This window comes from Rhodococcus sp. C1 (assembly GCF_020809065.1).
Lineage (GTDB): Bacteria > Actinomycetota > Actinomycetes > Mycobacteriales > Mycobacteriaceae > Rhodococcus_F > Rhodococcus_F qingshengii.
The window spans coordinates 1,915,898-1,940,021 of the sequence record NZ_CP078080.1 but is presented as its reverse complement, the minus strand read 5'-3'; the positions used below and the strand labels follow the sequence as shown (position 1 = coordinate 1,940,021).

17 protein-coding genes and 1 pseudogene are annotated in these 24,124 nt (G+C 62.3%); 1 reads left to right on the top strand and 17 read right to left on the bottom strand.

Features of this window, described 5'->3' with window-relative positions; all coding sequences use genetic code 11:
• Positions 1-51 precede the first annotated feature (51 nt).
• The 4 genes from KTR60_RS09080 to KTR60_RS09065 form a co-directional block, all read right to left on the bottom strand.
• Entirely contained in the window at positions 52-1,719 is a 1,668-nt protein-coding gene (locus KTR60_RS09080) for a sigma-54-dependent Fis family transcriptional regulator (RefSeq protein WP_003942072.1), read from the bottom strand.
• Between the two features lie 4 nt (positions 1,720-1,723).
• The gene (locus KTR60_RS09075; protein ID WP_208689720.1) at positions 1,724-3,361 is read right to left on the bottom strand and encodes an AMP-binding protein; all 1,638 of its coding nucleotides are present in this window, start codon (positions 3,359-3,361) and stop codon (positions 1,724-1,726) included.
• Positions 3,362-3,568: 207 nt separating this feature from the next.
• Positions 3,569-4,846 carry an MFS transporter gene (locus KTR60_RS09070; protein ID WP_085998903.1) on the bottom strand — a complete coding sequence of 426 codons (1,278 nt, stop codon included), beginning with the start codon at positions 4,844-4,846 and terminating at the stop codon, positions 3,569-3,571.
• A gap of 331 nt (positions 4,847-5,177) precedes the next feature.
• Positions 5,178-5,717, bottom strand: coding sequence for a hypothetical protein (locus tag KTR60_RS09065; RefSeq protein ID WP_228402042.1), 540 nt, complete (start codon positions 5,715-5,717; stop codon positions 5,178-5,180).
• A gap of 205 nt (positions 5,718-5,922) precedes the next feature.
• Here KTR60_RS09065 and KTR60_RS09060 point away from each other — a divergent pair, with 205 nt between their 5' ends.
• Positions 5,923-6,777 (top strand): glycosyltransferase, encoded by an 855-nt coding sequence (locus KTR60_RS09060; protein WP_019744241.1) that lies wholly within the window; start codon positions 5,923-5,925, stop codon positions 6,775-6,777.
• 25 nt (positions 6,778-6,802) lie between these two features.
• Here the strand turns inward: KTR60_RS09060 and eutC are convergent, their stop codons facing one another.
• The 13 genes and pseudogenes from eutC to KTR60_RS08995 all read right to left on the bottom strand — a co-directional run bounded on the left by eutC (position 6,803) and on the right by KTR60_RS08995 (position 24,119).
• Positions 6,803-7,576 carry an ethanolamine ammonia-lyase subunit EutC gene (gene eutC, locus KTR60_RS09055; RefSeq protein ID WP_007730164.1) on the bottom strand — a complete coding sequence of 258 codons (774 nt, stop codon included), beginning with the start codon at positions 7,574-7,576 and terminating at the stop codon, positions 6,803-6,805.
• The gene (locus tag KTR60_RS09050; protein WP_007730162.1) at positions 7,573-8,997 is read right to left on the bottom strand and encodes an ethanolamine ammonia-lyase subunit EutB; all 1,425 of its coding nucleotides are present in this window, start codon (positions 8,995-8,997) and stop codon (positions 7,573-7,575) included. Before KTR60_RS09050 ends, eutC begins: the two co-directional genes overlap by 4 nt.
• Complete coding sequence (gene eat, locus KTR60_RS09045) at positions 8,994-10,466, bottom strand: ethanolamine permease (RefSeq protein ID WP_003941913.1); 1,473 nt, start codon at positions 10,464-10,466, stop codon at positions 8,994-8,996. Before eat ends, KTR60_RS09050 begins: the two co-directional genes overlap by 4 nt.
• A gap of 165 nt (positions 10,467-10,631) precedes the next feature.
• A complete protein-coding gene (locus tag KTR60_RS09040; protein WP_003942021.1) occupies positions 10,632-11,192 on the bottom strand; it encodes a DUF779 domain-containing protein in 561 nt (186 codons plus the stop codon).
• Between the two features lie 91 nt (positions 11,193-11,283).
• The gene (adh, locus tag KTR60_RS09035; RefSeq protein ID WP_007730158.1) at positions 11,284-12,807 is read right to left on the bottom strand and encodes an aldehyde dehydrogenase; all 1,524 of its coding nucleotides are present in this window, start codon (positions 12,805-12,807) and stop codon (positions 11,284-11,286) included.
• Positions 12,808-12,950: 143 nt separating this feature from the next.
• The gene (locus tag KTR60_RS09030) at positions 12,951-14,264 is read right to left on the bottom strand and encodes a helix-turn-helix domain-containing protein (protein ID WP_007730155.1); all 1,314 of its coding nucleotides are present in this window, start codon (positions 14,262-14,264) and stop codon (positions 12,951-12,953) included.
• 105 nt (positions 14,265-14,369) lie between these two features.
• Positions 14,370-15,851 (bottom strand): mycofactocin system GMC family oxidoreductase MftG, encoded by a 1,482-nt coding sequence (gene mftG / locus KTR60_RS09025; RefSeq protein WP_007730154.1) that lies wholly within the window; start codon positions 15,849-15,851, stop codon positions 14,370-14,372.
• Positions 15,848-17,245, bottom strand: a complete 1,398-nt coding sequence (mftF, locus tag KTR60_RS09020) for a mycofactocin biosynthesis glycosyltransferase MftF (protein ID WP_007730153.1) — start codon at positions 17,243-17,245, stop codon at positions 15,848-15,850. The genes mftG and mftF overlap by 4 nt, the downstream gene beginning before the upstream one ends.
• Before the next feature lie 97 nt (positions 17,246-17,342).
• The gene (mftE, locus tag KTR60_RS09015; protein ID WP_054186896.1) at positions 17,343-18,035 is read right to left on the bottom strand and encodes a mycofactocin biosynthesis peptidyl-dipeptidase MftE; all 693 of its coding nucleotides are present in this window, start codon (positions 18,033-18,035) and stop codon (positions 17,343-17,345) included.
• Between the two features lie 100 nt (positions 18,036-18,135).
• A pseudogene (locus KTR60_RS09010) lies at positions 18,136-19,373 on the bottom strand (DUF222 domain-containing protein).
• A gap of 41 nt (positions 19,374-19,414) precedes the next feature.
• The gene (locus tag KTR60_RS09005; RefSeq protein ID WP_228402041.1) at positions 19,415-21,364 is read right to left on the bottom strand and encodes a mycofactocin system FadH/OYE family oxidoreductase 2; all 1,950 of its coding nucleotides are present in this window, start codon (positions 21,362-21,364) and stop codon (positions 19,415-19,417) included.
• Complete coding sequence (locus tag KTR60_RS09000) at positions 21,364-22,191, bottom strand: mycofactocin-coupled SDR family oxidoreductase (protein WP_064689523.1); 828 nt, start codon at positions 22,189-22,191, stop codon at positions 21,364-21,366. The genes KTR60_RS09005 and KTR60_RS09000 overlap by 1 nt, the downstream gene beginning before the upstream one ends.
• Positions 22,188-24,119: a mycofactocin system FadH/OYE family oxidoreductase 1 gene (locus KTR60_RS08995; RefSeq protein ID WP_228402040.1), complete on the bottom strand. Its 1,932-nt coding sequence runs from the start codon at positions 24,117-24,119 to the stop codon at positions 22,188-22,190. The genes KTR60_RS09000 and KTR60_RS08995 overlap by 4 nt, the downstream gene beginning before the upstream one ends.
• Positions 24,120-24,124: the final 5 nt, after the last annotated feature.

Sequence of the window (24,124 nt, the reverse complement as noted above, 5' to 3'; positions counted from 1 at the left end):
TCCGGGGGTGCTAACTGTCCGAACTTTGTACAACTGAAGTCGGACAGCAAACTACACAGTGATGTCGAGCGCCCGCATCCGTGTGTAGAGAGTGCTTCGGCTGATTCCGAGTTGCGCCGACGCGTGAACCTTGTTGCCGCCGCAGTCTTTCAACGCTCCGATGATCGCCTGGCGCTCGGCTTTCTCCCGCCCTGCCAACCGCGACACCTTGGTCGTGGTGCGATAGTCCTCGGGCAGATCAGCGACGTCGATGCGATTGCTCGAGCGTTCATCCGAGGCGCGATTCAACACGACGCGCAATTCGGCCAGGTTGCCCGGCCAGTTGGCCGCCGCGAGTGCTTCGGCAGCGCTGGCGGTCAACCTCAGTTCTGGCGAGATCCCCTCCAACATGACTTGTGCCAACTCGGCGATCTCAGCCTGTCGCTCGCGCAGTGGGGTGATGACAACCCGGGAGGCGCATCGTGAGAGCAGCGCGGCGATGGTCGGCGGAAGATCAACTGCCGCTCCGCTGGTCAGTACGATTTTCGGCCCCTCGGCGCTGGCGTCGATCAGGTCTGCGACCAGCGGCAACACCGAGTCAGGAAGGAGTTGTACCTGTTCGATCACGACCACGCCCGAACGCTTACGGGCTGCTCGCACGAGATCGGTGACCCACTGCTCACGGCCGTCGAACGCGATTCGCGTGGCATCGAGCCAACTCGCATCGACACTGCCGACGACGTCCGATGCTGCCGAGGTTCGGCCGGATCCCGCTTCACCAGAGATCGCCACGGCGGCAGAGGTTGCCCGCGCCCGCATCAGGTCGCGCCGCAGTCGTTCGCCCGGAGACGGTGCCCGCTCGTGCGTTCTGCGGATCGGTGCCCGTTCCCGTTGGAGTGGTTCGACCAGGAAGAGCGCACCACCGTCAGCCCCGGAAATCCGGTCGGCTTGAACTCGCGCCAGAGCGCCGGACGCCAATTCGACTGTCACCAATCGTGATTGGTCCGGATTCAGGTCGGCAATCAAGGAACGGAGCGATACATGGTCTGCGGTGTCGAGCAGATCCAAAGCGGTTCGGTTGCTCAGCAGGATGTCGTCGCCGATGGCCGCGACGGCAATGTGGCGCTGATGTGAAACTCGCTGGAATGCGTCGACCAGCCGCTGCTCCGATGCTTTCGAGCCTTCGAGCAGCCGTTTCTCGATGTCCGCTGCAGCACGCGCAAGGAAGGGCGCGAACAGTGGGTTGGCCTGCGAGACAACGCCGGTCATGTCGAGAATGCCTTCGACACGACGTGTGACGGGATGCAGGATCGGCTGTCCGTAGCAGCTCAAACCCTTGAGGCTGTCGAGGAAATGCTCGTCACCGTGGATCACCACGCTTCGTCCGACCTCGAGGGGCGTACCGAGCGCGTTGGTGCCGGCGTGCTCTTCGCCGAAGCGTGAACCGTTGACGACGCCCAACCGCTCGATCGTTCGCTCGACGCGACTGTCGGAGTACACCGAAGCGACGACGCGGCATTCTCGATCGGCAAGCAGCACGCAGAAACCGGTGCCCGCGATCTGTTGCGAAACTTCGTCGAGCACGGGTGCGGCGGCCCGGAGCAGACGAGACTCACCGTCCTGCTCCTCGGTGTCCACGGCGATGGCCGACGACGGGTCGAGGCCACTGAGTCGAGAACGCTTCCAGGAGAGCGCGATCTCGGGGCGTACCGGCTCACGCTCCCCTGGGTTCGCGGACATACTCTCAGGCCTGACCGATCAATTCGATCGCCTGTTCTCGCATCGCGATCTTGCGGACCTTGCCCGTGACTGTCATCGGGAACTCGTCGACGACATGGACGTACCGCGGAATCTTGTAGTGCGCGAGCTTGCCGGTGCAGAACGCGCGGACCGAATCGGCGTCGAGATCGTCTGCACCTTCGCGCATCTGGACCCACACCATCAATTCCTCGCCGTACTTTGCGTCGGGTACACCGATGACCTGCGCATCGAGAATGTCGGGGTGGGTGTAGAGGAACTCCTCGATCTCACGCGGATAGACGTTCTCGCCACCGCGGATGACCATGTCCTTGATGCGTCCCGTGATGGCGACGTATCCGGCCTCGTCCATGACTCCGATGTCTCCGGTGTGCATCCACCGGGCAGCGTCGATCGCCTCGGCGGTCTTCTCCGGGTTCTCCCAGTATCCGAGCATGACCGAGTAACCACGCGTGCACAGTTCACCCGGCTCGCCACGGGGCACCGTCAATCCGGTTGCCGGATCGACGATCTTGATCTCGAGATGCGGCCCTACCCGTCCGACCGTTTCGGTGCGCTGCTCGATCGAATCGTCCGAGCGGGTCTGCAACGACACCGGCGAGGTCTCCGTCATGCCGTAGCAGATGGACACCTCCGACATGCCCATGCGATCGATGACCTGCTTCATCACCTCGACCGGGCAGGGCGAGCCCGCCATGATGCCGGTGCGAAGGGACGACAGATCGAAGCTGTCGAAGTCCGGCAACGCCAACTCCGCGATGAACATCGTCGGAACGCCGTAGAGGGACGTGCACTTTTCGGCCTGAACGGCTTCGAGCGAAGCACGCGGATCGAAAGCCGGACCCGGAATGACCATGGCAGCACCGTGACTGGTGCACGCAAGGTTGCCCATTACCATGCCGAAACAGTGGTAGAACGGCACCGGGATGCACACCCGATCGACCTCGCTGTAGTGGCACAACTCGCCGACGAAATAGCCGTTGTTGAGGATGTTGTGGTGACTGAGCGTCGCGCCCTTCGGGAAACCGGTAGTACCCGAGGTGTATTGGATGTTGATCGCGTCGTCGGCCGACAACGCGGCCTGGGCTGCGGCGAGCGGAGCCGGATCGCTTGCCTGCGCCGCCAAGCCGTCTGCAAACACCGCGTCCCACTCGGGTGAACCGAGCAGGAGCACCGACGTCAGATCCGGGCACTGCGGCCGCACCGTCTCGATCATCGACGCGTAGTCCGAGGTCTTGAAGCTGGCCGCAGACACCAGCGTCGAGATCCCGGCCTGCTCGAGTACGTACTGCAACTCGTGCGAGCGGTACGCCGGATTGATATTGACCAGGATCGCGCCGATCTTTGCCGTCGCGTATTGCGTGAACGTCCATTCCGGACAGTTGGGAGCCCAGATTCCTACCCGATCGCCCTTCCCCACACCACGGGAAAGTAGTCCGGCAGCGAGCCCGTTCACCTGCTCGGCGAACTCCCGGTACGTCCATCGTCGACCGCTGGCGTGGTCGATCAACGCATCGCGGTCGCCATGTGCGGCAACCGTGCGATCGAGGTTGTCTCCGATGGTGTCGCCCAGCATCGGACCGTCCCATACTCCGGACGTATAGCTGGGCAGCGGCGTACTCATGTGTTCTGTCCTCTCCGGTTACCTGTTCAGGCACCTATGAGAGGGGCCGCCGCAGCGGACCCTCTCATCTACGAATTTACTCGATTCGGTGTGATGCACGACATACTTCCCGGTGCGGGGTGGCCGTAACTGTTCAGAGTCCGGACACCCCACCCGCCTGCTGTGCGCCTTTATTAGCCGCCGGCGGTTAATGAAGGCGCACAGTGGTTACAGCGCGTGGTCCTTGGTCTCGACGAGTGCCCAGGTGCAGATCAGGCTCAACACACCCAGGATCGCAAGCATGACTCCGATGGCCATGCTCCCGTAGGCCGAGGCCAGCGGTGCGGCGATCAGCGGCGGCACTGCCCCACCGAGCACTCCGGCGAGGTTGTAGCCGAGGCCGGCACCGGTGTAGCGGTAGCGGGTCTGGAACATTTCCGGAAGCAGCGCACCGCAGGGGCCGTAGGCGATTCCGAAGATCATGAGCGTGCCGAACATTCCGATGATGAACGCGATCGGCGATCCCGTGTCGAGGAGCGGGAACAGCACCAGCGCCCAGACGACGGCCAGACCACACGAGATCATGATGACCTTGCGGCGCCCGATGCGGTCCGAGTACAGAGCGGAAACGACGATCGCCGCACCGAAGACAACCGCGGAAGCGATACCGACAGACAGGACGAACGGACGGGAGAAGCCGAGGGTCTTTGTTCCGTAGCTCGTCAGGAAAGCCGTGCCCATGTAGAAGAACGCGAACAGGCAAGCCAGGGCGCCTGCCGAGAGGAGGATCTCCTTGGTCTGGAACCGCCAAGCATCCAGGAACGGGAGGGTGCGAGGTGCTTCGTTCTTCTGCTCCGCGACGCGCTCTGCCTGCTCCGCCTTGAAGACGGGAGTCTCCTCGATAGCGAGTCGCATGTAGAGGCCGATGCCGACCAACACGATGGAGAACAGGAACGGGATACGCCAGCCGTAATCGAGGAAAGCCTGGTTGGTGTCGCCGAGAACTGCGCCGGTGATGAGGAAGGTACTGCTCGAGAGAACGAATGCGATTGCAGGGCCGAGCTGCGGGAACATCGCATACAGACCACGTTTGCCCGGTGGAGCGTATTCCGCGGTGAGCAAGGTTGCGCCTGCCCACTCACCACCGACCGCGAAACCTTGGCCGAATCGCAAGAGCACCAAGATGATCGGGGCCGCGACACCGATGGTTGCAGCACCCGGCAGCAAGCCGATCAGGAGCGTCGAGATACCCATGAGCAGGAGCGTCGAGATCAGCGTCTTCTTGCGACCGATGCGATCACCGAAGTGTCCGAACAACATTGCGCCGACGGGCCGGGCGATGAATGCGACTGCGAAAGTCGCAAACGACGCGACAGTTCCCGCGGTGGCACCGAGCGCGGGGAAGAACACCGTCGGAAAGACAAGTGCCGCAGCGGTTCCGTAGATAAAGAAGTCGTAGAACTCGATAGTCGTGCCGATACAACTCGCGATTGCGACGCGCCGCACACTGGTGGTGTTCTGCGGGGGCTGCGTCGCACCTGCGGCACTCGCACCCCCGGCGCCGGCGGCACTGGTGCCGCCTGTGGGAGAGACTGTGGTCACTCGATTCCTCCGTGGTCCCGTGGTGTCGCCCTGTGGGCATCACCGTCGATAGAAGGAAAGGTAGTGATGTGGCTCACCCCCGCACTACCCCCGAAAGGGGGTAGGAGTGATCTCGGTCACCACTTGTATGCAATGGTAACGAGTTTCACGACCCTCGACATGCCGCAGGCCGTCCGATTCGTTCTCACGAATCGGACGGCCCTCGAGAAACGGCGTCACGGTGCAACGCTACGGATCAAGCCTTACCGGCAGCCCCGAACAGTTCCTGACGGATCTCGCCCCACACCGTGGCGTAGGAGTCGATGATCGGTTCGGAAATCCACTTGGACTCCCCCGCTTGCACTTTCGCGAGAGCATCCGAGAAGAGATCCTGGTAACGAGACAACCGCGGAACGAATGCCGACAGATCGTCGAACAGGTTTGCAGCCCGGCGATCCAACTCTGCAAGGGAATCCGCATCTGCGTTGTCGATGAGCGCGGCGAACTCCTCGTCCAAGGGAAGGAACGCCTCGTACACCTCACCGATGGAGTCCTCGTCGATCGAGACGCGCTCGGCGTCCAACTGATCTTCGAGTTCTGCCAAACCTTTCTCGGTCAGGCTGATGGCGTTTTCCGCTTCGACCGCTTTGCCCTGCGCGACAAGTGCGTCGTACGCAGCTTGACCGGAAGCCGAGCTGACGCCCAGGTGCTCGGCCAGGACGACCGCTCCGACCCGCTCCTTGAGACGTACTGCTTGGAGCAGTGCCAACTCGTCCACATTGCCAGCGAAGGCCATCGATTTCTCCTACTCACGTGCCGCCTCTGCGGCTCCAGCATCACAGCGGACACCCCTGGGTTTCCGCAGCCCGACAAGGGGCCTGAAAGAATAAGATCACAATCCAGCGGCTGAATGATGCGTTGCCGTTTACCAAAATTCGGAAACAGGGCAAAGTTCCCTTTCTTACGATATCTTTACCCAGGTGATTCCCCGACTAGTCTCGGTGGTGATCCCCGCGTTCAATGCAATGGATCACATCGACGAACAACTCACTGCCCTCTCCGAGCAGGACTATGAAGGCGCATTCGAGGTCCTTGTTGCCGATAACGGGTCCAGTGATGGCCTTGGTACGCACATCGCAAACCATGTGCTTTCTCAGTCACTGACTCTACGACTAATCGATGCGTCCTCCGCCCGAGGCGGTGGGTACGCACGCAACGTAGGTGTTTCGGCCGCACGTGGCGACTTCATCGCATTCTGCGACGCAGACGATCGTGTTCACCCGTCTTGGCTCACAGCTCTTACACATGCTGCGGCGAACGCGCATGCAGTTGGTGGAGTTGTAGAAACAATGTCGATCAACTCCGCCGAGGTAGCTTCATGGCGCACGTTTACGAACACACAGTTCGGCAGCGATGATTTTCTTCCCTACGGAATAACCTGCACATTCGGTATTTGGCGATCTGCCTTCGACCAGGTCGACGGTTTCGATCTTCGCTACGTGAACTCCGGTGAAGACATCGATCTCAGCTGGCGCCTCCAATTGGCAGGAATGAAGTTGGCTCACGCACCCGAGGCAGTCGTCGCGTATCGCCTGCGCAGCACTTATCGCGAAACGTGGAATCAGACGCGCGCATACGGGATGGCGTCAGCCCAGCTCTACTCACATTTTCGAGAATTCGGTCACCGCCGTACCCCAATGAGAACCCTTGGAACTACTTTACTCGCGCTTCTGCTTTTCAATCCGCTTGTTCCGAGCAGGTTCTCTCCAATTCCGCGTGGAAGGTGGTTCGTTCACGCCGGCAATCTCGTCGGCAAGCTCCAGGGCAGCCTCAAGTATCGCGTGCTGTATCTCTGACGCAGAAATCTGCCAATTCCGTCAACTAATCGAGCGTCAGCACTTCTCCCGACGCAACGGCGTCGGCGCGAGAGGTGTCCTTGAGGTCGACGCCGGAGCGGCCCAACTGGCGCGCTCCCGTCACCAATCCCAGGACGACACGAGCAGCCTGCTCGTATCCGAGTCCCTCGGGTGGGTGGACATTGGAAATGCAGTTTCGATCCGCGTCGGTACGACCGACGCGCGGAAGGTGAGTCAGATAGATCCCGACGCTGTCCGCAACGGAGAGCCCTGGACGTTCGCCGATCAGGACGATCGCCGTCTGCACTCCCATCGCGGCAGCGATGTGATCACCCAGTGCCACACGGGCATTCGTGGCGATCACGGGCGGCGCGATCGAGTACCGCTCCCCCAACACCGTGACCAACGCAGACAGTAATTGCTCGCCGTGGTCCATCAGTGCGCGTGGCGAGAGTCCGTCGGCGAGGATGAACCCGATTTCCTTGTCGGAACTCGAGATCGCACCCAGGTCAGCCGGTTGGCGCCCCAGGTCAGGTCTCCGGAGATACTCACTGCGGGTGGAGACGCTGCTCGCGACCACCACCGGCGCCCCGATGCCCACCCCTTCGACCCGACTGGCAAGCGTCTCGGAGTCGAGTGGCTCGTGGACCGCGTCGCGAGCTGCGGCGTGCGCTGCCTTGAATTCGAGAACCCGCTTGGTGGGCAACGAATCACCGGCACGGCCCAACCCGATACGCGATTGTGTGGTCTTGCGCAGTGGACCCCAGAAATCGAGGATCGGTGCCTGATCTTCGGTCATGAGTTCACCGTCAAAGCCCGCAACGGCGACATTTCGGCATCGATCGGAAGAACCCGACCGTTTGCGTCGGTCATCCCCAAATTGTGGAGCCAGGTCTCGAACTCCGGGGCGGGCTGCAAACCGAGAACCTTACGCACATACAGCGCGTCGTGGAACGCCAGACTTTGATAGCCGAGCATCACGTCGTCGGCGCCGGGCACCGCGATCACGAACGCCGCGCCGGCGACGCCCAGCAAGGTGAGCAGGTTGTCCATGTCGTCTTGATCGGCTTCGGCGTGGTTGGTGTAGCAAACGTCCACTCCCATCGGCAGCCCGAGGAGTTTTCCGCAGAAATGATCCTCCAAGCCCGCGCGAATGATCTGCTTGCCGTCGTAGAGATACTCGGGACCGATGAAGCCGACCACGGTGTTGACCAGCAGCGGTTCGAGATCACGTGCCACTGCGTATGCCCTGGTCTCGAGTGTCTGCTGATCGACCGGGGCTCCGCCGGTGCCGTAGTGGGCACCTGAGCTGAGGGCGGACCCCTGCCCCGTCTCCAGGTACATGACGTTGTTGCCGACCGTTCCGCGGTTCAAGGAGCGCCCGGCCTCGTTGCCCTCACGCAGGAGCGGAATGTTCACTCCGAAACCGGAATTGGCGCCTTCGGTACCGGCAATCGACTGGAAGACGAGATCGACCGGCACCCCCGATTCGATCAGTCCGATCGTGGTGGTCACGTGCGAGAGCACGCACGACTGAGTCGGGATCTCGAATCGCTGACGGATGTCGTCGAGCAGGTGGAGCAGATCCGAGGTGGCCTGGGGTGAATCCGTCGCGGGGTTGATACCGATGACGGCGTCGCCACATCCCATCAGGAGACCGTCCAATGTGGCCGCCGCGATGCCGCGTGGATCGTCTGTCGGGTGGTTTGGCTGGAGTCGGGTGCTCAGCCGGCCGGGCAGTCCGATGGTCGTACGGAACCCCGCGGTCACGGTGATGGCCTTCGCGACGGCGATCAGGTCCTGATTGCGCATGATCTTGCTGACCGCCGCAACCATCTCGGGGGTGAGCCCGGGACTTACGGCGGACAACCGTGCGGAAGCTTCCGGCGCCGACGCGGTCTCGAGCAACCAGTCTCGTAGTCCGCCAACAGTCAGGTGGGCCACCGGCGCAAAGGCCAGGCGATCGTGGCTGTCGATGATGAGCCTGGTTACCTCGTCGTCCTCGTACGGAACCACCAGATCTTCGAGGAACACCGTCAACGGAAGATCAGCCAGAACCCATTGAGCAGCAGCACGTTCGGCGTCGGAGCTTGCCGCGCAACCGGCTAGTTCGTCACCCGACCGCAGTGGTGTCGCTTTTGCCATCAGATCGACGAGACCGTCGAACGAGTAGTTGGTTCCGGATACCTGCTGGTGATACTTGGCCATCCCGCGACTCATCCCAATTCTTCTTCCGCCTGTGCAAGTACAGCAAACTCCTCGTCCGGCGAGTTGGCAACAAGGTGGTGGCGACTGTAGAGACCGAAGTACGCCATGAGAACACCGAAGGCGACCAACGTCAGCAGTGCCGCAACGGGATCGACCAGGAAGGTGGCGACCACCGACACTGCCGCGATCACGAGTGCAAACGAGGTGGTGGCGATACCGCCGGGCGTGCGGTACGGGCGCGGCATGTTCGGCTCACGCTTACGAAGAACGATGTGACTCACCATCATCAGGACGTAGCTCACTGCCGCGCCGAACACCGCCATGTTGAGCAACATTGCACCTTCACCGGTGAGTGAGAGCGCGAAGCCGATGATTCCGGGTACGACGAGAGCGAGAGTGGGGGCCTTGCGCTTGTTGGTCACCGACAGGTTCTTCGGCAGGTAGCCGGCGCGGGAGAGCGCAAACGTCTGGCGTGAGTAGGCGTACATGATCGAGAAGAAGCTCGCGACCAGACCGGCAAGTCCGATGTAGTTGACGGCCTTTGCCGCTCCGCTGTCCCCCAGAGCCTCGACGAGCGGATTTCCGGAGGTGGACAGGGCGTCTGCGCCGAGCGCACCGGTGGCGAGGAAGAGAACCGTTGCGCCTGTGACGATCAGGATCAACATGCTGATGATGATGCCGCGGGGGACGTTCTTCTCCGGCTCACGTGCTTCCTCGGCGGCCAGCGGTACACCTTCGACCGCAAGGAAGAACCAGATCGCGAAGGGCACGGCGGCCCAGATTCCGAGCAGACCGAATGGCAGGAACGACGACGATCCGACTGCGCTGGTGTCGACGGCGATATCGGTGAGGTTGGACGAATCGAAAAGGCCGACAGCCGAAACCGCGAACACGACCAGGCCGACGAGTGCAATGGCGGTGATGATGAACATCGCCTTGAGTGCCTCACCGGCGCCGGTGAGGTGAATGCCGATGAAGATCGCGTACACCGCGAGGTACACCCACCAGCCGTCGGTGATCCCGAACAGGTTCAGGGACTCGACGTACGCACCGATGAAGGTCGCGATCGCTGCGGGTGCTATCGAGTACTCGATGAGAATTGCTGTGCCGGTGGCAAATCCGCCCCAGGGCCCCATGGCCCGTCTGGCAAACGTGTATCCACCACCAGCGGCAGGAAGTGCCGAAGACATCTCGGCCATACCGAGCACCATCGCCAGGTACATACCCGCGATGACAACCGCCGCGATGAGAAGGCCACCGAAACCACCTTCGGCCAGACCGTTGTTCCAGCCGGCGTAGTCACCGGAAATCACATAGCTGACACCCAACCCCGCAAGCAGCACCCACCCTGCTGTTCCCTTTCGGAGTGTTCGTTTCTCCAGATACGAATTGTCTTCCGCATGGAAGTCTGCGCCGTCGTGGTGTGCACCCGCGGCACCGGCGTTTTTGCCGGTTGCGTGGTCGGAAAGAGACATGTCCATCCTCTGAATCGGTCAAGAATGAGACGACGCACGGTGGATGCGTCGCGTGAAATGAACGGTATGTGGGCGATGTACGGAGAAGGTCGCCTGGAGATGACCGTGCTGTTAACTGGCTGTCATGTGAGCGGTCCCGAGTCTGTTCAGATCTTCTTCAGGCTGCCGTTCTCAGGATCGGGCGGCCGCGCCCGGCACCGGGCAGGCGTCGACGGCCTCGGCGACCACCTGGGGAACCGTCGGGGGCAAAGGACGCACGCCCGCTTCCCAATCAGCGCCCACGAGAATGCTCGACGCGCCGAGTGCTTCGTTTTCGTCCGGTGTGAATGCCCTTGCTCGACTGAGGAATCTGAATCCTTCAGGAGACTCCAGGCTGAATCCACTGCCGCGGCCGGGCACGACGTCCAGCACCAACTGGGTGTGCTTCCAGGCTTCGAACTGTGATCCGGAAATCCAGACCTGTACAGCGTCGGTTCCGGTGGGAAGGTCTTCGGGAGTCTCTCCGACAGCAAGTCGGAGATCGACGATTCCGAGTAGTACGTCACGGTCCCCGACGATGAATTCGCCTGAGGGATAACACATCGGGGCCGAGCCGTCGCAGCATCCGCCGGATTGATGCATCATCAGTTCGCCGTGAGTCCCGCTGAGGCGGCGCAGGAGGTCAGCCGCCCCAGCGGTGGTCACCAACCGGGGTGGAACGGCGCCGGTATCGGGTGTGTCCGTGGCGCTCATTCCAACCTCCGTGTGTTTGTGCAGGTTTCGCGTGTTGCAGTCTTGCTCACCGGCACCCGCAGCGAGGGGCTCACGGGTGCCGGTGGGTAGATCAGAAGAAGCCCTGAGCCTTCTGGGCGTAGCTGACCAGGAGGTTCTTGGTCTGCTGGTAGTGCGAGAGCATCATCAGGTGGTTCTCGCGGCCGATGCCGGACTGCTTGTATCCACCGAAAGCGGCGTGTGCCGGGTACTGGTGGTACGTGTTGGTCCAGACGCGACCGGCTTGGATGTCGCGGCCTGCGCGGTAAGCAACTCCGCCGTCGCGGGACCAGACACCGGCGCCCAAACCGTAGAGCGTGTCGTTGGCGATTTCGATGGCCTCGTCGTAGTCCTTGAACGAGGTGACCGAGACGACGGGTCCGAAGATCTCTTCCTGGAAGATGCGCATCTTGTTGTTGCCGGTGAACACCGTCGGCTGGACGTAGTAGCCGCCGGACAGGTCTCCGCCGAGTTCGGCTCGCTCACCACCGGTGATGACCTTGGCGCCTTCGGCCTTGCCGATCTCGATGTACGAGAGGATCTTCTCGAGCTGATCGTTGCTGGCCTGGGCACCGATCATGGTGTCGGTGTCGAGCGGATCCCCTTGGCGCACAGCCTTGGTGCGGATGGCTGCCATCGCGAGGAACTCGTCGAAGATGTCTTCCTGGATCAGCGAACGTGACGGGCAGGTGCAGACCTCGCCCTGGTTGAGGGCGAACATCGTGAAGCCCTCGAGTGCCTTGTCCTGGTAGTCGTCGTTTGAGGCGAGAACGTCGGAGAAGAAGATGTTGGGGCTCTTGCCACCGAGTTCGAGGGTGACGGGGATAAGGTTCTGCGACGCGTACTGCATGATCAGGCGACCGGTGGTGGTCTCACCGGTGAACGCGATCTTCTTGATACGCGGGCTGGACGCGAGCGGCTTTCCGGCCTCGACGCCGAAGCCGTTGACGATGTTGAGAACACCGGCAGGCAGCAGGTCACCGATGATGCCGATGAGGTGCAGGATCGAGACTGGCGTCTGCTCGGCAGGCTTGAGCACGATGGCATTGCCGGCAGCGAGGGCGGGGGCAAGCTTCCACACGGCCATGAGGATCGGGAAGTTCCACGGAATGATCTGGCCGACTACGCCGAGCGGCTCGTGGAAGTGGTACGCCACGGTGTCGGAGTTGATCTCCGAGAGCGAACCTTCCTGTGCGCGAATAGCTCCCGCGAAGTATCGGAAGTGATCGATGGCGAGCGGAATGTCGGCGTTGAGGGTCTCGCGGATCGGCTTGCCGTTGTCCCACGACTCGGCGAGTGCGATGGATTCGAGGTTCTCCTCCATACGATCAGCGATCTTGTTCAAGATGATCGCGCGCTCGGCGACCGAGGTCTTGCCCCAGGCCGGAGCTGCTGCGTGCGCTGCGTCGAGAGCGAGTTCGATGTCTTCTGCGGTGGAACGAGCCACATCACAGAAATTCTGTCCGGTCACCGGTGTCGGGTTCTCGAAGTACTGACCCTTGACCGGAGCAACCCATTCGTTGCCGATCCAGTTGTCGTATCGAGACTGGAAGGACATGATCGCGTCGGCGGTACCTGGGCGGGCGTACACGGTCATTGCAAGCTCCTATGTAAACGTGATCTTCCTGGGCGCACCCACCAAATCGGTGACTGCAATCCCACCCCCCGGTGGGGTGTGATTCACAACACTAGGAGTTGCAACGTTGCAAGTACGTTGCGTGCGAGAAACGCAGATGATTCTCAGATGCCCAATTGGCGGTCGAGGAGATCAATTCTAGCCTGGACCTGCGAATACAGCGGAGATTGAGGATCCAACGTGGACAGGTAGGCCTCCCACACGACGGAGTCTTCGCGGCCGTGCACCGACGTGGTCCACCGGGCCAGAAGGTTGGCGTCACCTCCACGCAGCAGAGCTGCCTGGACCCTGGTGCGTAGTTCTTCCCGCACCTCTTCGATTCCCGGGGAGGCAGAGCCCGCCAGCACCGGGCCCGAATACAGTTTCATCGCCGTCGCTGCGTCGCCTCGGTCCAACGCTGCCCGCACATCGCCGACATCTGTCGTGAACTCCGTGATGATCCGATAGGGGCGCGAAGCCAGCCGGTCGGCGCCGAAAACCTTACGAAGCCGCGACATTTCCGCGCGAATGGTCACTGCGTCGAGTTCGCCCTCGTCGAGCAGGACCGCAAGGTGGTCGGAGCTGAGGCCCTCCGGGTGTTCGGAAAGCAGAAGGAGAATCTCGGCGTGACGCTGCGAAATCGGGATGCGGTCACCGCCGCGAACCAGCGTCGGCCGGCCGGCACCGAATGTTTCGAGGCGCGGAGCCGTGGCACTGAGTGGGATGGGCGAGTTCAAGAGATGGAATCGCAATTCCGATTCGGCGGCCGCGACAGTTGCACGGATCAGTGACAGCACTTCGGGAACCGCAACCCTGGGACCACCGGTGATGTCGATGGCACCAAGGATTTGCCCAGTGGTGGGATCGTGGACGGGTGCGGCCGAACAACTCCAGTCGTGCACGGTTCGGTTGAAATGCTCGGATCCGAAAATCTGTACGGAGTGATCGAGAGCAAGCGCCGTTCCCGGCGCATTGGTGCCGACACGATCTTCGCTCCAGTCGGCGCCTTCAACGAAGTTCATGGACAACGCCTTGTCCTTGGCCGAGTTGTCACCCTCCACCCAAAGCAATCGACCGTGTGCGTCACTGATCGCGATCAGTAGTCCGGTCTCGGCAGCATCTTCCACCAGGAGTTTCCGAATCACCGGACGGATCAGTGACATGGGATGCGCGGAGCGATACTTTTCGAGCTCCAACCCTTCGAGCATCTCAGGGTTGCCGACCACATCGGGATTTACCCCCTTGTTGCGGCTCCGCATCCAGGACTCGAGTACGACCGAGCGGACATGGGAGTCGTCGGTCAGCCCCTGGCCGGGCACGCCGCGAGCATCGATGAACGACTGATGGGCAGACGAAAGTCGCCGCGCGAGTAACGCGACGTCATCGCCTGGCCTGACCGCCACCCACGGGTTGCCGGGCACAGCCTGTTCACGTGCCATATTTTGCGTTCCTCCGCTCCGTGGACCACTGTAACGCCGATCACAGCCCATAGGCGAGAACGACCATTCGGTATGACTGCCGACCCAGCCTGCTACCCCTCGCGGTCACTCGTCACCGAGCAGAATGGCGCTTGCTCGTTCCGCGACCATCACCGCGGTCGCATGCGGGCCGCGGGTCGGGATCGTCGGCAGGATTGACGTGTCAACAATACTGAGTCCTTGCGCGCCGATCACACGGCACCGACCGTCGACGACTGCGAACGGGTCCGCCTCGGCACCCATCACGCAACTACCGGACATATGCAGCGACGTTCCCAGGCGGGATTCGACCCACTCATCGGTGTACTCCACGACGGGGCGATCGATCAACCCCGTCTCGGCGATCGACTCGAGAAGATTCTCGGCGATCCGCATCCCTTCCCGAATGGCAGCTCGATCGTGCGCCGACGCGACATAGTTGTACCGAATACGCGGCGCCCCAGCGGGATCCCCCGATACCAGTTCGATGCTTCCCCGGCTGTGCGGCGCCATCAGGACCACTCCGACGCCGTGGTCCATGCGAGGCACACCGGGAACCAGGTCTGTGAAAGATGCTGTGTACGGACGGATTTCGATCTCAGCGAGGTTGAGGGCTGTCTCCAGCACCGGAGTCTGCGATCGAATCGTGCGGGGCTTCGAAAAATGGTACGGCAGCAGCACTTCCGGGTGGTCGACGAAGTTCTGTCCGACGCCCGGTCGATCGAGAACGACGGAAACTCCCTGCCCTACAAGTTGTTCCGCTGGACCAACACCGGAATTCAGGAGAATGTGCGGTGTCGCCACCGCGCCCGAACACACGACCACATGGTCGGCACGAATGCGTCGGACATTACCGTCGTCGAGAACGTCGACGCCGATCGCACGGGTACCCGAGAACGCGATGCGAATGACGTTCACTCCGGATTCCACCCGCAGATTCGGCCGGTGCAACGCCGGCATCAGATACCCGATCGCCGTACTGATCCGACGATGATCCGAGACGTTCAGTGGCACTCGGCCCACCCCGAACGAGTCCGGCGCATTCTTGTCGACGTCGTCGGGAAAGCCTGCTCCGAGCGCTGCCGCATGAAACTCGCCGCTCAGTGGATGTAGTTGGTCCCACGCTCGACGCTCGACCGGGATCGGTCCGGCGGTCCCGTGGAACTCGCCCTCGAAATCACGATCCGTTTCGGACTTCTTGAAGTACGGCAAGACGTCGTCGTATCGCCATGAACTCGGCCAATTCTCGAAATCAGCACGGGTCGCGCGGGTGAAGTACGCACCGTTGACGGCTCCGGATCCACCGAGTGTCCGCCCCCGCGCAATTGTGGACGCCCGACGCGGCGTCAGTTCGACCGGATAGGTCCACGTGTATTCGCTCGCAGGTCCGACCGGCAGTCGGTACGGATCACCCAGGACGTCCGGGAGTTCGAGCGCCGATCGATATCCGCTTCCCGATTCGAGGAGCATCACCGTGGCGGATGGATCTTCACTGAGCCTGGCTGCGACCACGCAACCACACGTGCCACCACCGACAACCAGGAAATCTGCGTAGTCGGCTTCTGTCACTTGGTGATTCGAGGTTTCAGCGCCGCCCAGTCGCGGGCGTCGAATGCGCCACGCCAGAGTCCGGCTCCATACGCGATGTCGTCGGCTCGTTTGAAGAAGACGTACCGAACCGGTCCCAGCCCGCCTGGCTCACGGTGGCGATACCAGTCCACCAAACCTTCGGTGACTGCTGCAGCGACGGCCAGCCGCCGAATTCGACGGGAGGCGATCACCGCCAGGAGCGTCACGGGCCAGTAGTGACGACACATTGCCGAGGCGAGTTGCCAGAATCCGCCGACAACTCCCTGCGCGGTGAGGATCGCCGCGATCCGGGTGGGTTGACTCAGGCCGGTGAACATCTTTCGCAGCCGGTAAACGGTAAACAGCAAAGCGCCGAGTGCGCCGGCAAGACCGGAACGGGTCAGTGTTGCAGCGGCGATACACGCGAAGAGCGTCGAGAACGACATCGCCATCGGCGGAACCGAACCCTCGTGTCTTGCAGCCAACGGCGCCGCACCCGTGCCGTAGAACGCTCTCCTGGCGAACCACTTGTCGAACTGAACTCGATGATCGTGGGCGACATGCGCAACCGGTTCGTACCTCAGTCGCCAACCCGCAGCCTGCAGTCGCCAGCAGAAATCGACGTCCTCGGCTACTTCGAGACTCTCGTCGAAACCGTTGCATTCGAGTGCCACGTCGCGCCGGACGATCACGGCGGCGCTGGGGACATAGGCGACCGGACTGCCCGACTTCACCGCAGCTTCCTTGCGTCCGAGGTCGAGAGACGATCGCATGTTCTCGTACCGCGCCAGCGCCGTCCCGTACGGATCGAGGGCGACGATGCGGGGTGCAACAAGGGCAACCCCCGGATCGCTGAAGTGGCCCAACATCAACTCGAGCCAACCGGCACGCGGTATGACGTCAGAGTCCAGAAAAGCTACGAAACGTGTTTGGGCCGAACGCAATCCCGAGTTTCTCGCTGCCGAGGGTCCGCGGGCACTCTCGTGCCGGACCACTGTGATGGTGCCGGTGCCCGGGCAGGCGCGACGGGGCTCCACCGGCACTTCCGAACCGTCGTCGACAACGATGACGGTCAGATCCTTGAGGACGGGCAATAGGCGTTCGACGCCGGCCTGGTTGTCCTTGACCGGAATCACGACCGTGACATCGGCAGCGGACGGCGTCGACATCGGACGAGGATTCGCGACACCTGAATCGAGAAGGTGTCGCGCAACCGCAGCGCTCTGCTGATCGACCACCTCGAGGAAGCCGTCACCGATCATCGCCGCAGCCGTCGGCGCCAGCTTGAGCATCCGCGTCGGAGATCCGCCGATGAGTACCCGGCCACCCGAGTACGTGCGCACCTTGGGGTCCAACCGAATGCCGAAGCCGTCGGGGAGTCTTGCTGGTCGCATCAGATGATCGTAAGGGACGTAGCCCGTCGTGCTGCAACTCGTCGCAGCCTCGAAAGCCGTCGCAGGTGGACCGTCCGCCCCCACTCGGTCGTGGTCGTCACCGAAGCCTCCCATCTGGACCAGGCTCCCACCGGGCCAGTCCATCCGTCACGCGTCCTACCAACTCACCGAAGATGTATGCGCCGTCTTCGGCGGTAGCCCCGACTGGATTGCCGAGAACGCCGTTTTGCGACACAGCGACCATACCGCCCGAACGCATTCCTGGCATCAGGTCCGCGATAGGAGACAAATTTCCTGTCTCAGCAAGGCTCATGTGCACCAAATCGGGCGAAAGGTGCAGCAATAGGCTCGTTTCAGTGTGTCCGGCATGCGCGTCGGCACCCGGAACAGCGCACGGCGCCCAAGCAGCATCACGCCCCTCATACCGCAGAAGTGCCACCGCTTTGGCCAATGCGGGACCATTTCCGCCGTGGCCGTTGACGAACAGCACCCTCTTCGTCCATCGGAACGCCGACCTTCCGTATTCGACGACGACGGTTTCCATGGCCTCCGCACCGATCGAAATCGTGCCGGCAAACCCTTCGTGTTCGCCGCTCGCCCCGTATTCGATGGCCGGGGCCACGACGACGTCGGGCAGAGCCTGTGCGACTGCTCTCGCAATCCGAGTGTCGGTATCGAGAGGCAGGTGCGGTCCGTGTTGTTCGAAAGAACCGACCGGGACCACGACGGTGAGCGCAGTGCCCTCGAGCGCAGGACTCGGGATGGCAGCAAGGTCACGCGGAGAACTCATCCCCCGATCGTATTTGGTGTGGGCCCCTCCCACCGCAACACTGCATGCGGATACACCGGGGCATTTTGTTGTGCCCGGCGTATTCGTCAGTTGTCGCGGTTCACGCCGCTGTCGGTGGGCTGTTCCCACCGATCGGCTGTTGATACGGATCAACCGACATCGGCGGATAGAACACCGTCTTCCGATCCGGCCCGATCTCCACCCGCCACTCCATGTGGTGCATCGTCCGATGATGATGACCGCACAACAGAATCAGATTGTCGAGATCTGTTGGGCCACCATCGTTCCAGTGAACAATATGATGAGCATCGCACCACCCCGACGGCGTTCCGCATCCCGGAAACGCACACCCGCCATCACGAACCGCCAACGCCCGCCGCTGCGGAACCGTCGCTGTTCTCGCTTCCTTACCGCACTCGAGCGGAACACCATTCTCATCCAACAAAATCCGCGTCACGGTGCAGTCGCACGCCAACATCCGCGCGGTATCGATACTGATCGGACCTACCCAATCCGTCCACGCAAACCCGAGTTCATCGGTCGACGGCAGCAAGTCCTTCAACGCTTGCAGATCCGTCATGTCTTTCGCGCTGGCGGTGACCGTGATGTGCGGTTTCACCCCGCCCTCGATCGGGCCCAACCCCGCCCGCTCATACCGGCGCAACAACTCACAAAACCCGTCCGCACGCCGCAGCGCCGGGGTGCGGGTGTCTTTGACGCCGTCTTTTTCCGGTGTCGGAGCCGACAGGCTCGACAACAACGTGATCAACCGGGCCCCGTTCACAGCATCCAGTTCGCCCTTCACAGTTACTCTGCCGTACAGGCCTTTCGACGCGTAGAACTCGTTACGTTCGGAATCCTCGCCGACCGGAACGCCGTCCTCGCGTTTGCCGTACTGCTTCTCGATCCGCCGGATCGCCGCCCGCACCGCATCACAATCGGCGATGTTCTTCGACGCCAGGCCAAGCAGGATCCCGCGGGCCTTGTCCACATCCGCCAGGGTCATGTTCTTGGGCGGATGCTGACAAAACGACGCCACCTGACGGGCTTTCAACGCATCCACGTCACCACGATGAAACGCATCGCCACCACGGGTTCGAGCATCAACAACCGCGCCAACCCGACCAGCAGACTGCACTCACCGATCTCCAGATTCGTCGACCCGTGCAACCACTGCGCGATCGCCCGAAAACCCTTCCCGCCGAGAACCTCCCGGGAAAACATCTCCACGATCAGCAGCACCATCCGCGACTGCAACTCGTGCCGGGCGCGCACCAGATCGAGAACCTCGCTCTTGAGGCCCACGCCATCCAGTTGCCACGCTTCCCGACTGTCCATGCTCAAAACATACTTTCGAGAACCAGGGACAAAACGGACGACTATATCGCCAACGCGGCCCGATGCCCCTCGATGACGGCCGCGTGCGAACGCCTCGGAGACAAGGCGTCACCGATGCGAAATTTCTCGAAACAGCTTCCCTGCAAGGTGTTCCACAACTCGTCGACAGGTTCCTGCTGTGTCGCGAAGACCACCCAGTCGACTGCAACTTCCTCGGTCACACCCGTCGGAAGGTGAACCAAGCTCACGAGCGGCGAGGCCCCAGCGCTCACCGAAGTCACCATCAGATCTGTCCGTTGACCGATCGACTTCTCGAACGCTCGGCGGTTCCACCCCTCGAAATCCAGGGTGATGCTCAGGTCCTGCGCGACCACCATACCGTTGGTCGCGATCGTGACGGCACAGCCTCGATCAGCGAGGAACTCCGCCACCGACGTACCTTGATGGAATCCCAGTTCGTCGTAGACGAGCACCGTTCCACTCGGCAGAATCTTGCCGTCGAGAACGTCTCGAACACCCACCACACGCTCTGATCCACCCGCCCACGCTGGGCGTAAAGGCCGCGCTCCGGTTGCAATCACGACCACCTCGGGCGCGCGCTCCTCCACGATCGCGAGATCAGCTCCAGCATCCAACTCGATCGTCACACCACTTCGGCGACACTCAGATTCGAGATTCCGGACGAGGTCGGCGAGCTCACGGCGAGCCGGTACCACCGAGGCGGTAAGAATCTGTCCCCCAAGTCTTCGTTCACGCTCGAACAGCGTCACCGCATGACCTCGCTGGGCCGCTGTAGCCGCAGCTTGCAGGCCGGCGGGGCCGCCACCGACCACCACCACCGTGCGGCCCCGTCGCCGCGGCATCGGCAGCGGTACCGATTCCCGACCAGCGCGCGGATTTGCGGTGCACCCCAACCAACGTCCCAGACCCATCCGCCCGACGCATTCCTGGTTGCAGGACAGGCAGGTTCGCACCTGTACCGATTGACCAGCACGCGCCTTGTTCACAAAATCCGGATCGGCGATCTGCCCGCGAACTACGCCCACCAGATCGCATACACCGTCCTCGAGTGCAGCTTCGGCTTGCTCCGGCGTCTTGAAACGGCCGACTCCGACGACTGGAAGATCGATGACCTCCCTGATCGCAGACGGGACGAAGTTGGCGTAGCCGGTGGGTACAGCCATCGATGCTTCGACCAGATGCAGTGTTTCCGTGGCCATTCCGACGGTGGTGTTGATGTAGTCGACGTGACCGTCAGCTTCGATGAGTTGGGCGGTGGTTACCGCGTCGGACAGTTCGATGCCACCCCGCGTTCCTTCGTATCCACTCAGGCGCACACCGAGCACACGATCAGGGCCGATGGCCTTACGCAGTACCCCGAGCACTTCGAGAAGGAAACGCGCACGATTCGCCACGCCCCCGCCGTAGCGATCAGTGCGCAGGTTGGTCGAGGGTGCGAGAAACGCGCGCACGATGGACGACTGCGACGCCTGCAATTCCACCCCGTCGAAGCCACCGGCAACGCAGTTGCGCGCAACAAGGGCGAACCCTGCGAGAATCTCGGCAATGTCCGCGTCGTCGACAGCCTTGGGCACCTCGCGGAACAACGGATCCGCAACGGCGCTCGGCGCCAACAGCGGCGATCGCGAATAGGTTCCAGCGCCCTGACCCCCATTGTGGTTGATCTGCGCGAGAATCGACGAACCATGCGCATGAACGGCGTCGGTGATCCGCCGGTATCCCTCGATCGCTTCCGGCCGATAGCCCGCAATCATCTTCTCGTACGGTCGATCCGAAGGATGCGTCGAGTGCTCCTCGGTGATGATCAGACCCGCACCGCCGCGTGCCCGCGCCTCGTAGTAGCTCGCGTGCTGCTCCGTCGGCAACCCGTTCTCCGCGTAATTGGTCAGGTGTGCGGAGAACACGACCCGATTGCGGAGTGTCAGGTTGCCCAGGCGCAGTGGCGCGAAGAGGCGCGGGTACGGCGTCATCAGACCTTGGAGTTTCCTTGATCGAGAGCGATATGACTTGCCGTGACGGTGCGGGAACCGTCACCGGCGAGCCACAGGACGGTATCGGCGATCTCGTCAGGTTCGGCGAAAGCGATGTCCGAGAGGATCGGAGTGAAGTTGGGAAGGTACTGCGGAAACTTTGCAAATACCTCGAGAGCGCCCTGGTCGACCCCCATCGGCGTATTCACTCCGTAAGGATGGATCGAGTTGACCCTGATCTTGTACTCCCCCAGTTCCTTTGCCGCGGCCTGCGTCAGACCGACGAGACCGAACTTGGCGCTCGCGTAGTGCGCCTGTCCGGGCAGCGCCTTGAGTCCGGCCACCGAACTGACCACGATGATCGATCCACCGCGCCCACCCTCGATGATCGCCGGCACCGAGGCCTTGAGGGTTTTCCAGACTCCGGTCAGGTTGATGTCGATCAGGGTTTCCCACTGCTCGTCCGACATTTCCCAGAATCGATTCCAGTTGCAGACCCCGGCGTTGGCGACCACGATGTCGAGACGTCCGAACTGTTCGACGCCGTCCTTGACCACCGCGGTGAGCGCTGCGCCGTCACGGACATCGACCTCACGGGCGAGGATCTTCCCGCCCTCCGCTTCCACCAGACGTATCGTCTCGGCAAAGTCCTCGGAAGTTGCTGCGTCGTAGGAATTGTCCGACGCCACCGACGCGCATACGTCGACCGCGATGATCGTTGCTCCCTCGCGCGCCATCTTGACCGCGTGCGCACGTCCTTGACCGCGCGCTGCGCCGGTGATGAAAGCAACGCGACCTTCGAGCGAACGAACTGAACCCTGTGTCATGAGATAGCCCTCTCTGCAGAATTGAAACTCGTTCTAGTAGTAAACCCTGCAAAGCGCCCTTCGCGGATGGATTCGAGAACAGTTCTCGGGGCAACCGAGTCGCCCACCTGAATGTCGGCCTCTTCCTTCAGCGTTTCGTTCGGCAGACGAGGCGAGCAGTCGATCACCACTTCGCACTCGAGCTGTGACCGCTCGCCGGTATGGACGTGTTCGACGCAGACGGCCCCTCGAGCGATTTCGGTGACACGTGACGCGAGCACCCTGGTGACCCCGGCCTGCTGGATGCGCGTGTTGGCGCCGACCAGATCCCCACTCGCACCGAGCCTCGAACCGACGATGCTGTCGGGAGTCACAATCGAGACGGAGATGCCATGGGCCGCGAGTGCTTCTGCGAGCGCCACCGCGATCGGTCCACCGAGGGGATCGATCAGCGCGACCGGACCCGGCCCCACGGTGCTCAACTTCTCGAAGGCTTCCGACGCATCCAACCATCGAACCGAATCGTCGACCGGATACGTCGGCGGCCTCGCAGCACTACCGGTGGCAACGACAACAAACTCGCCCCGGCTGCGTGCGTCACCCAGGTCTTGGGCGTCGAGCGCCGCCCCGGTCCGCATCGTCACGCCGCTACGACGGCATTCGTCCTCCAACCACTGCGCGAGGAGTGCGAACCGGCTACGGCCGTCACCTCGCGCAAAAGTTCGGATCATGCCGCCGAACTGCGATGAACTCTCGACGAGTGTGACCGAGTGCCCCGCCACCGCCGAGATCCGTGCGGCTTCCATCCCAGCGGGGCCACCCCCCACGACCAGCACGGCTCCCGGTGTCGAAATCTGCTCTCGCTCATCGGGGTCCACCGTCTCGAAACCCGCGCTCGGATTCCCGACGCACGTCACGACAGGATTGCGAGGATCACGCACGAGGCACGTCTGATTGCAGAGCACACACGGCCGGGGACGATCGCCGCGCGCGGCTTTCACAACCAGGTCCGGGTCTGCGATCTGGGCCCGGGTCATCTCGACGAACTCACCTACTTCCAGCGCCGCGTGAGCGTCGGCGATGTCCACGACGCTCCCCTGCACGACAACAGGAATCGACAGAGCGGCCTTGATCTCACGGCACAGATCGAGGTTGAAGTTCGGCGGGCAGTGAAAATCGGGGCGGTACCGGTCAGACGAATAGAGTCCGCCACGAACGACGACAAGGAGATCGAGGAACGGAGACACTTCACGCGCGATACCGATGGCAAGATCGGGCGTCAGGCCCGCCCATGGAGCTTCCTCGTCACAGGACAACCGCAGGGAGACAACGTGATCCGACCCGACTTCCTCGCGCACTGCCGAGATGACCTCGCGAACAAGAGCAACGCGATCGCTACCGTATCGGTCTTGCCGAGTGTTGGTCAGACCCGAAAGGAATTGTCGCAGAATGCTTCGAGGACCGGCATCGAGTTCCACTCCGTCCATTCCCGAAGCGACGGCCAGCGCCGACGCCTCACGGAAGCCGGCTATCAACTGGTCGATTTCCGGCTGCCCCATTGCCATCGGCAACTCACGCGTCGCCGGGTCGGCCACTCTTGACGGTCCCCACAGCACCGACTGGGAGTATGCGCTCGATCCCTGCATGCCGGTATGACCGAGCCCGGCCAGAACCAGCGTTCCGTACGGAGCACATGCAGCCGCGATCGACTGCCACCCCGGGCCACATTGCGACGCCAACGGCGCCCGCTCGTACGGCCAGTCGTTCTCCGATACCGAGGCCACTTCGGTGACGACGATCCCGGTTCCGCCCTCGGCGCGGCGCTGGTAGTACGCACGGTGCCGATCGGAAAGCGAGCGTCCCACAGCAAGATTGGTCTCGTGCGGACCGAAAACAACCCTGGACCGGACGAGGCGTCCGGCCAGGGTCGTGTGTTCGTCGAGTGTCAACTCAC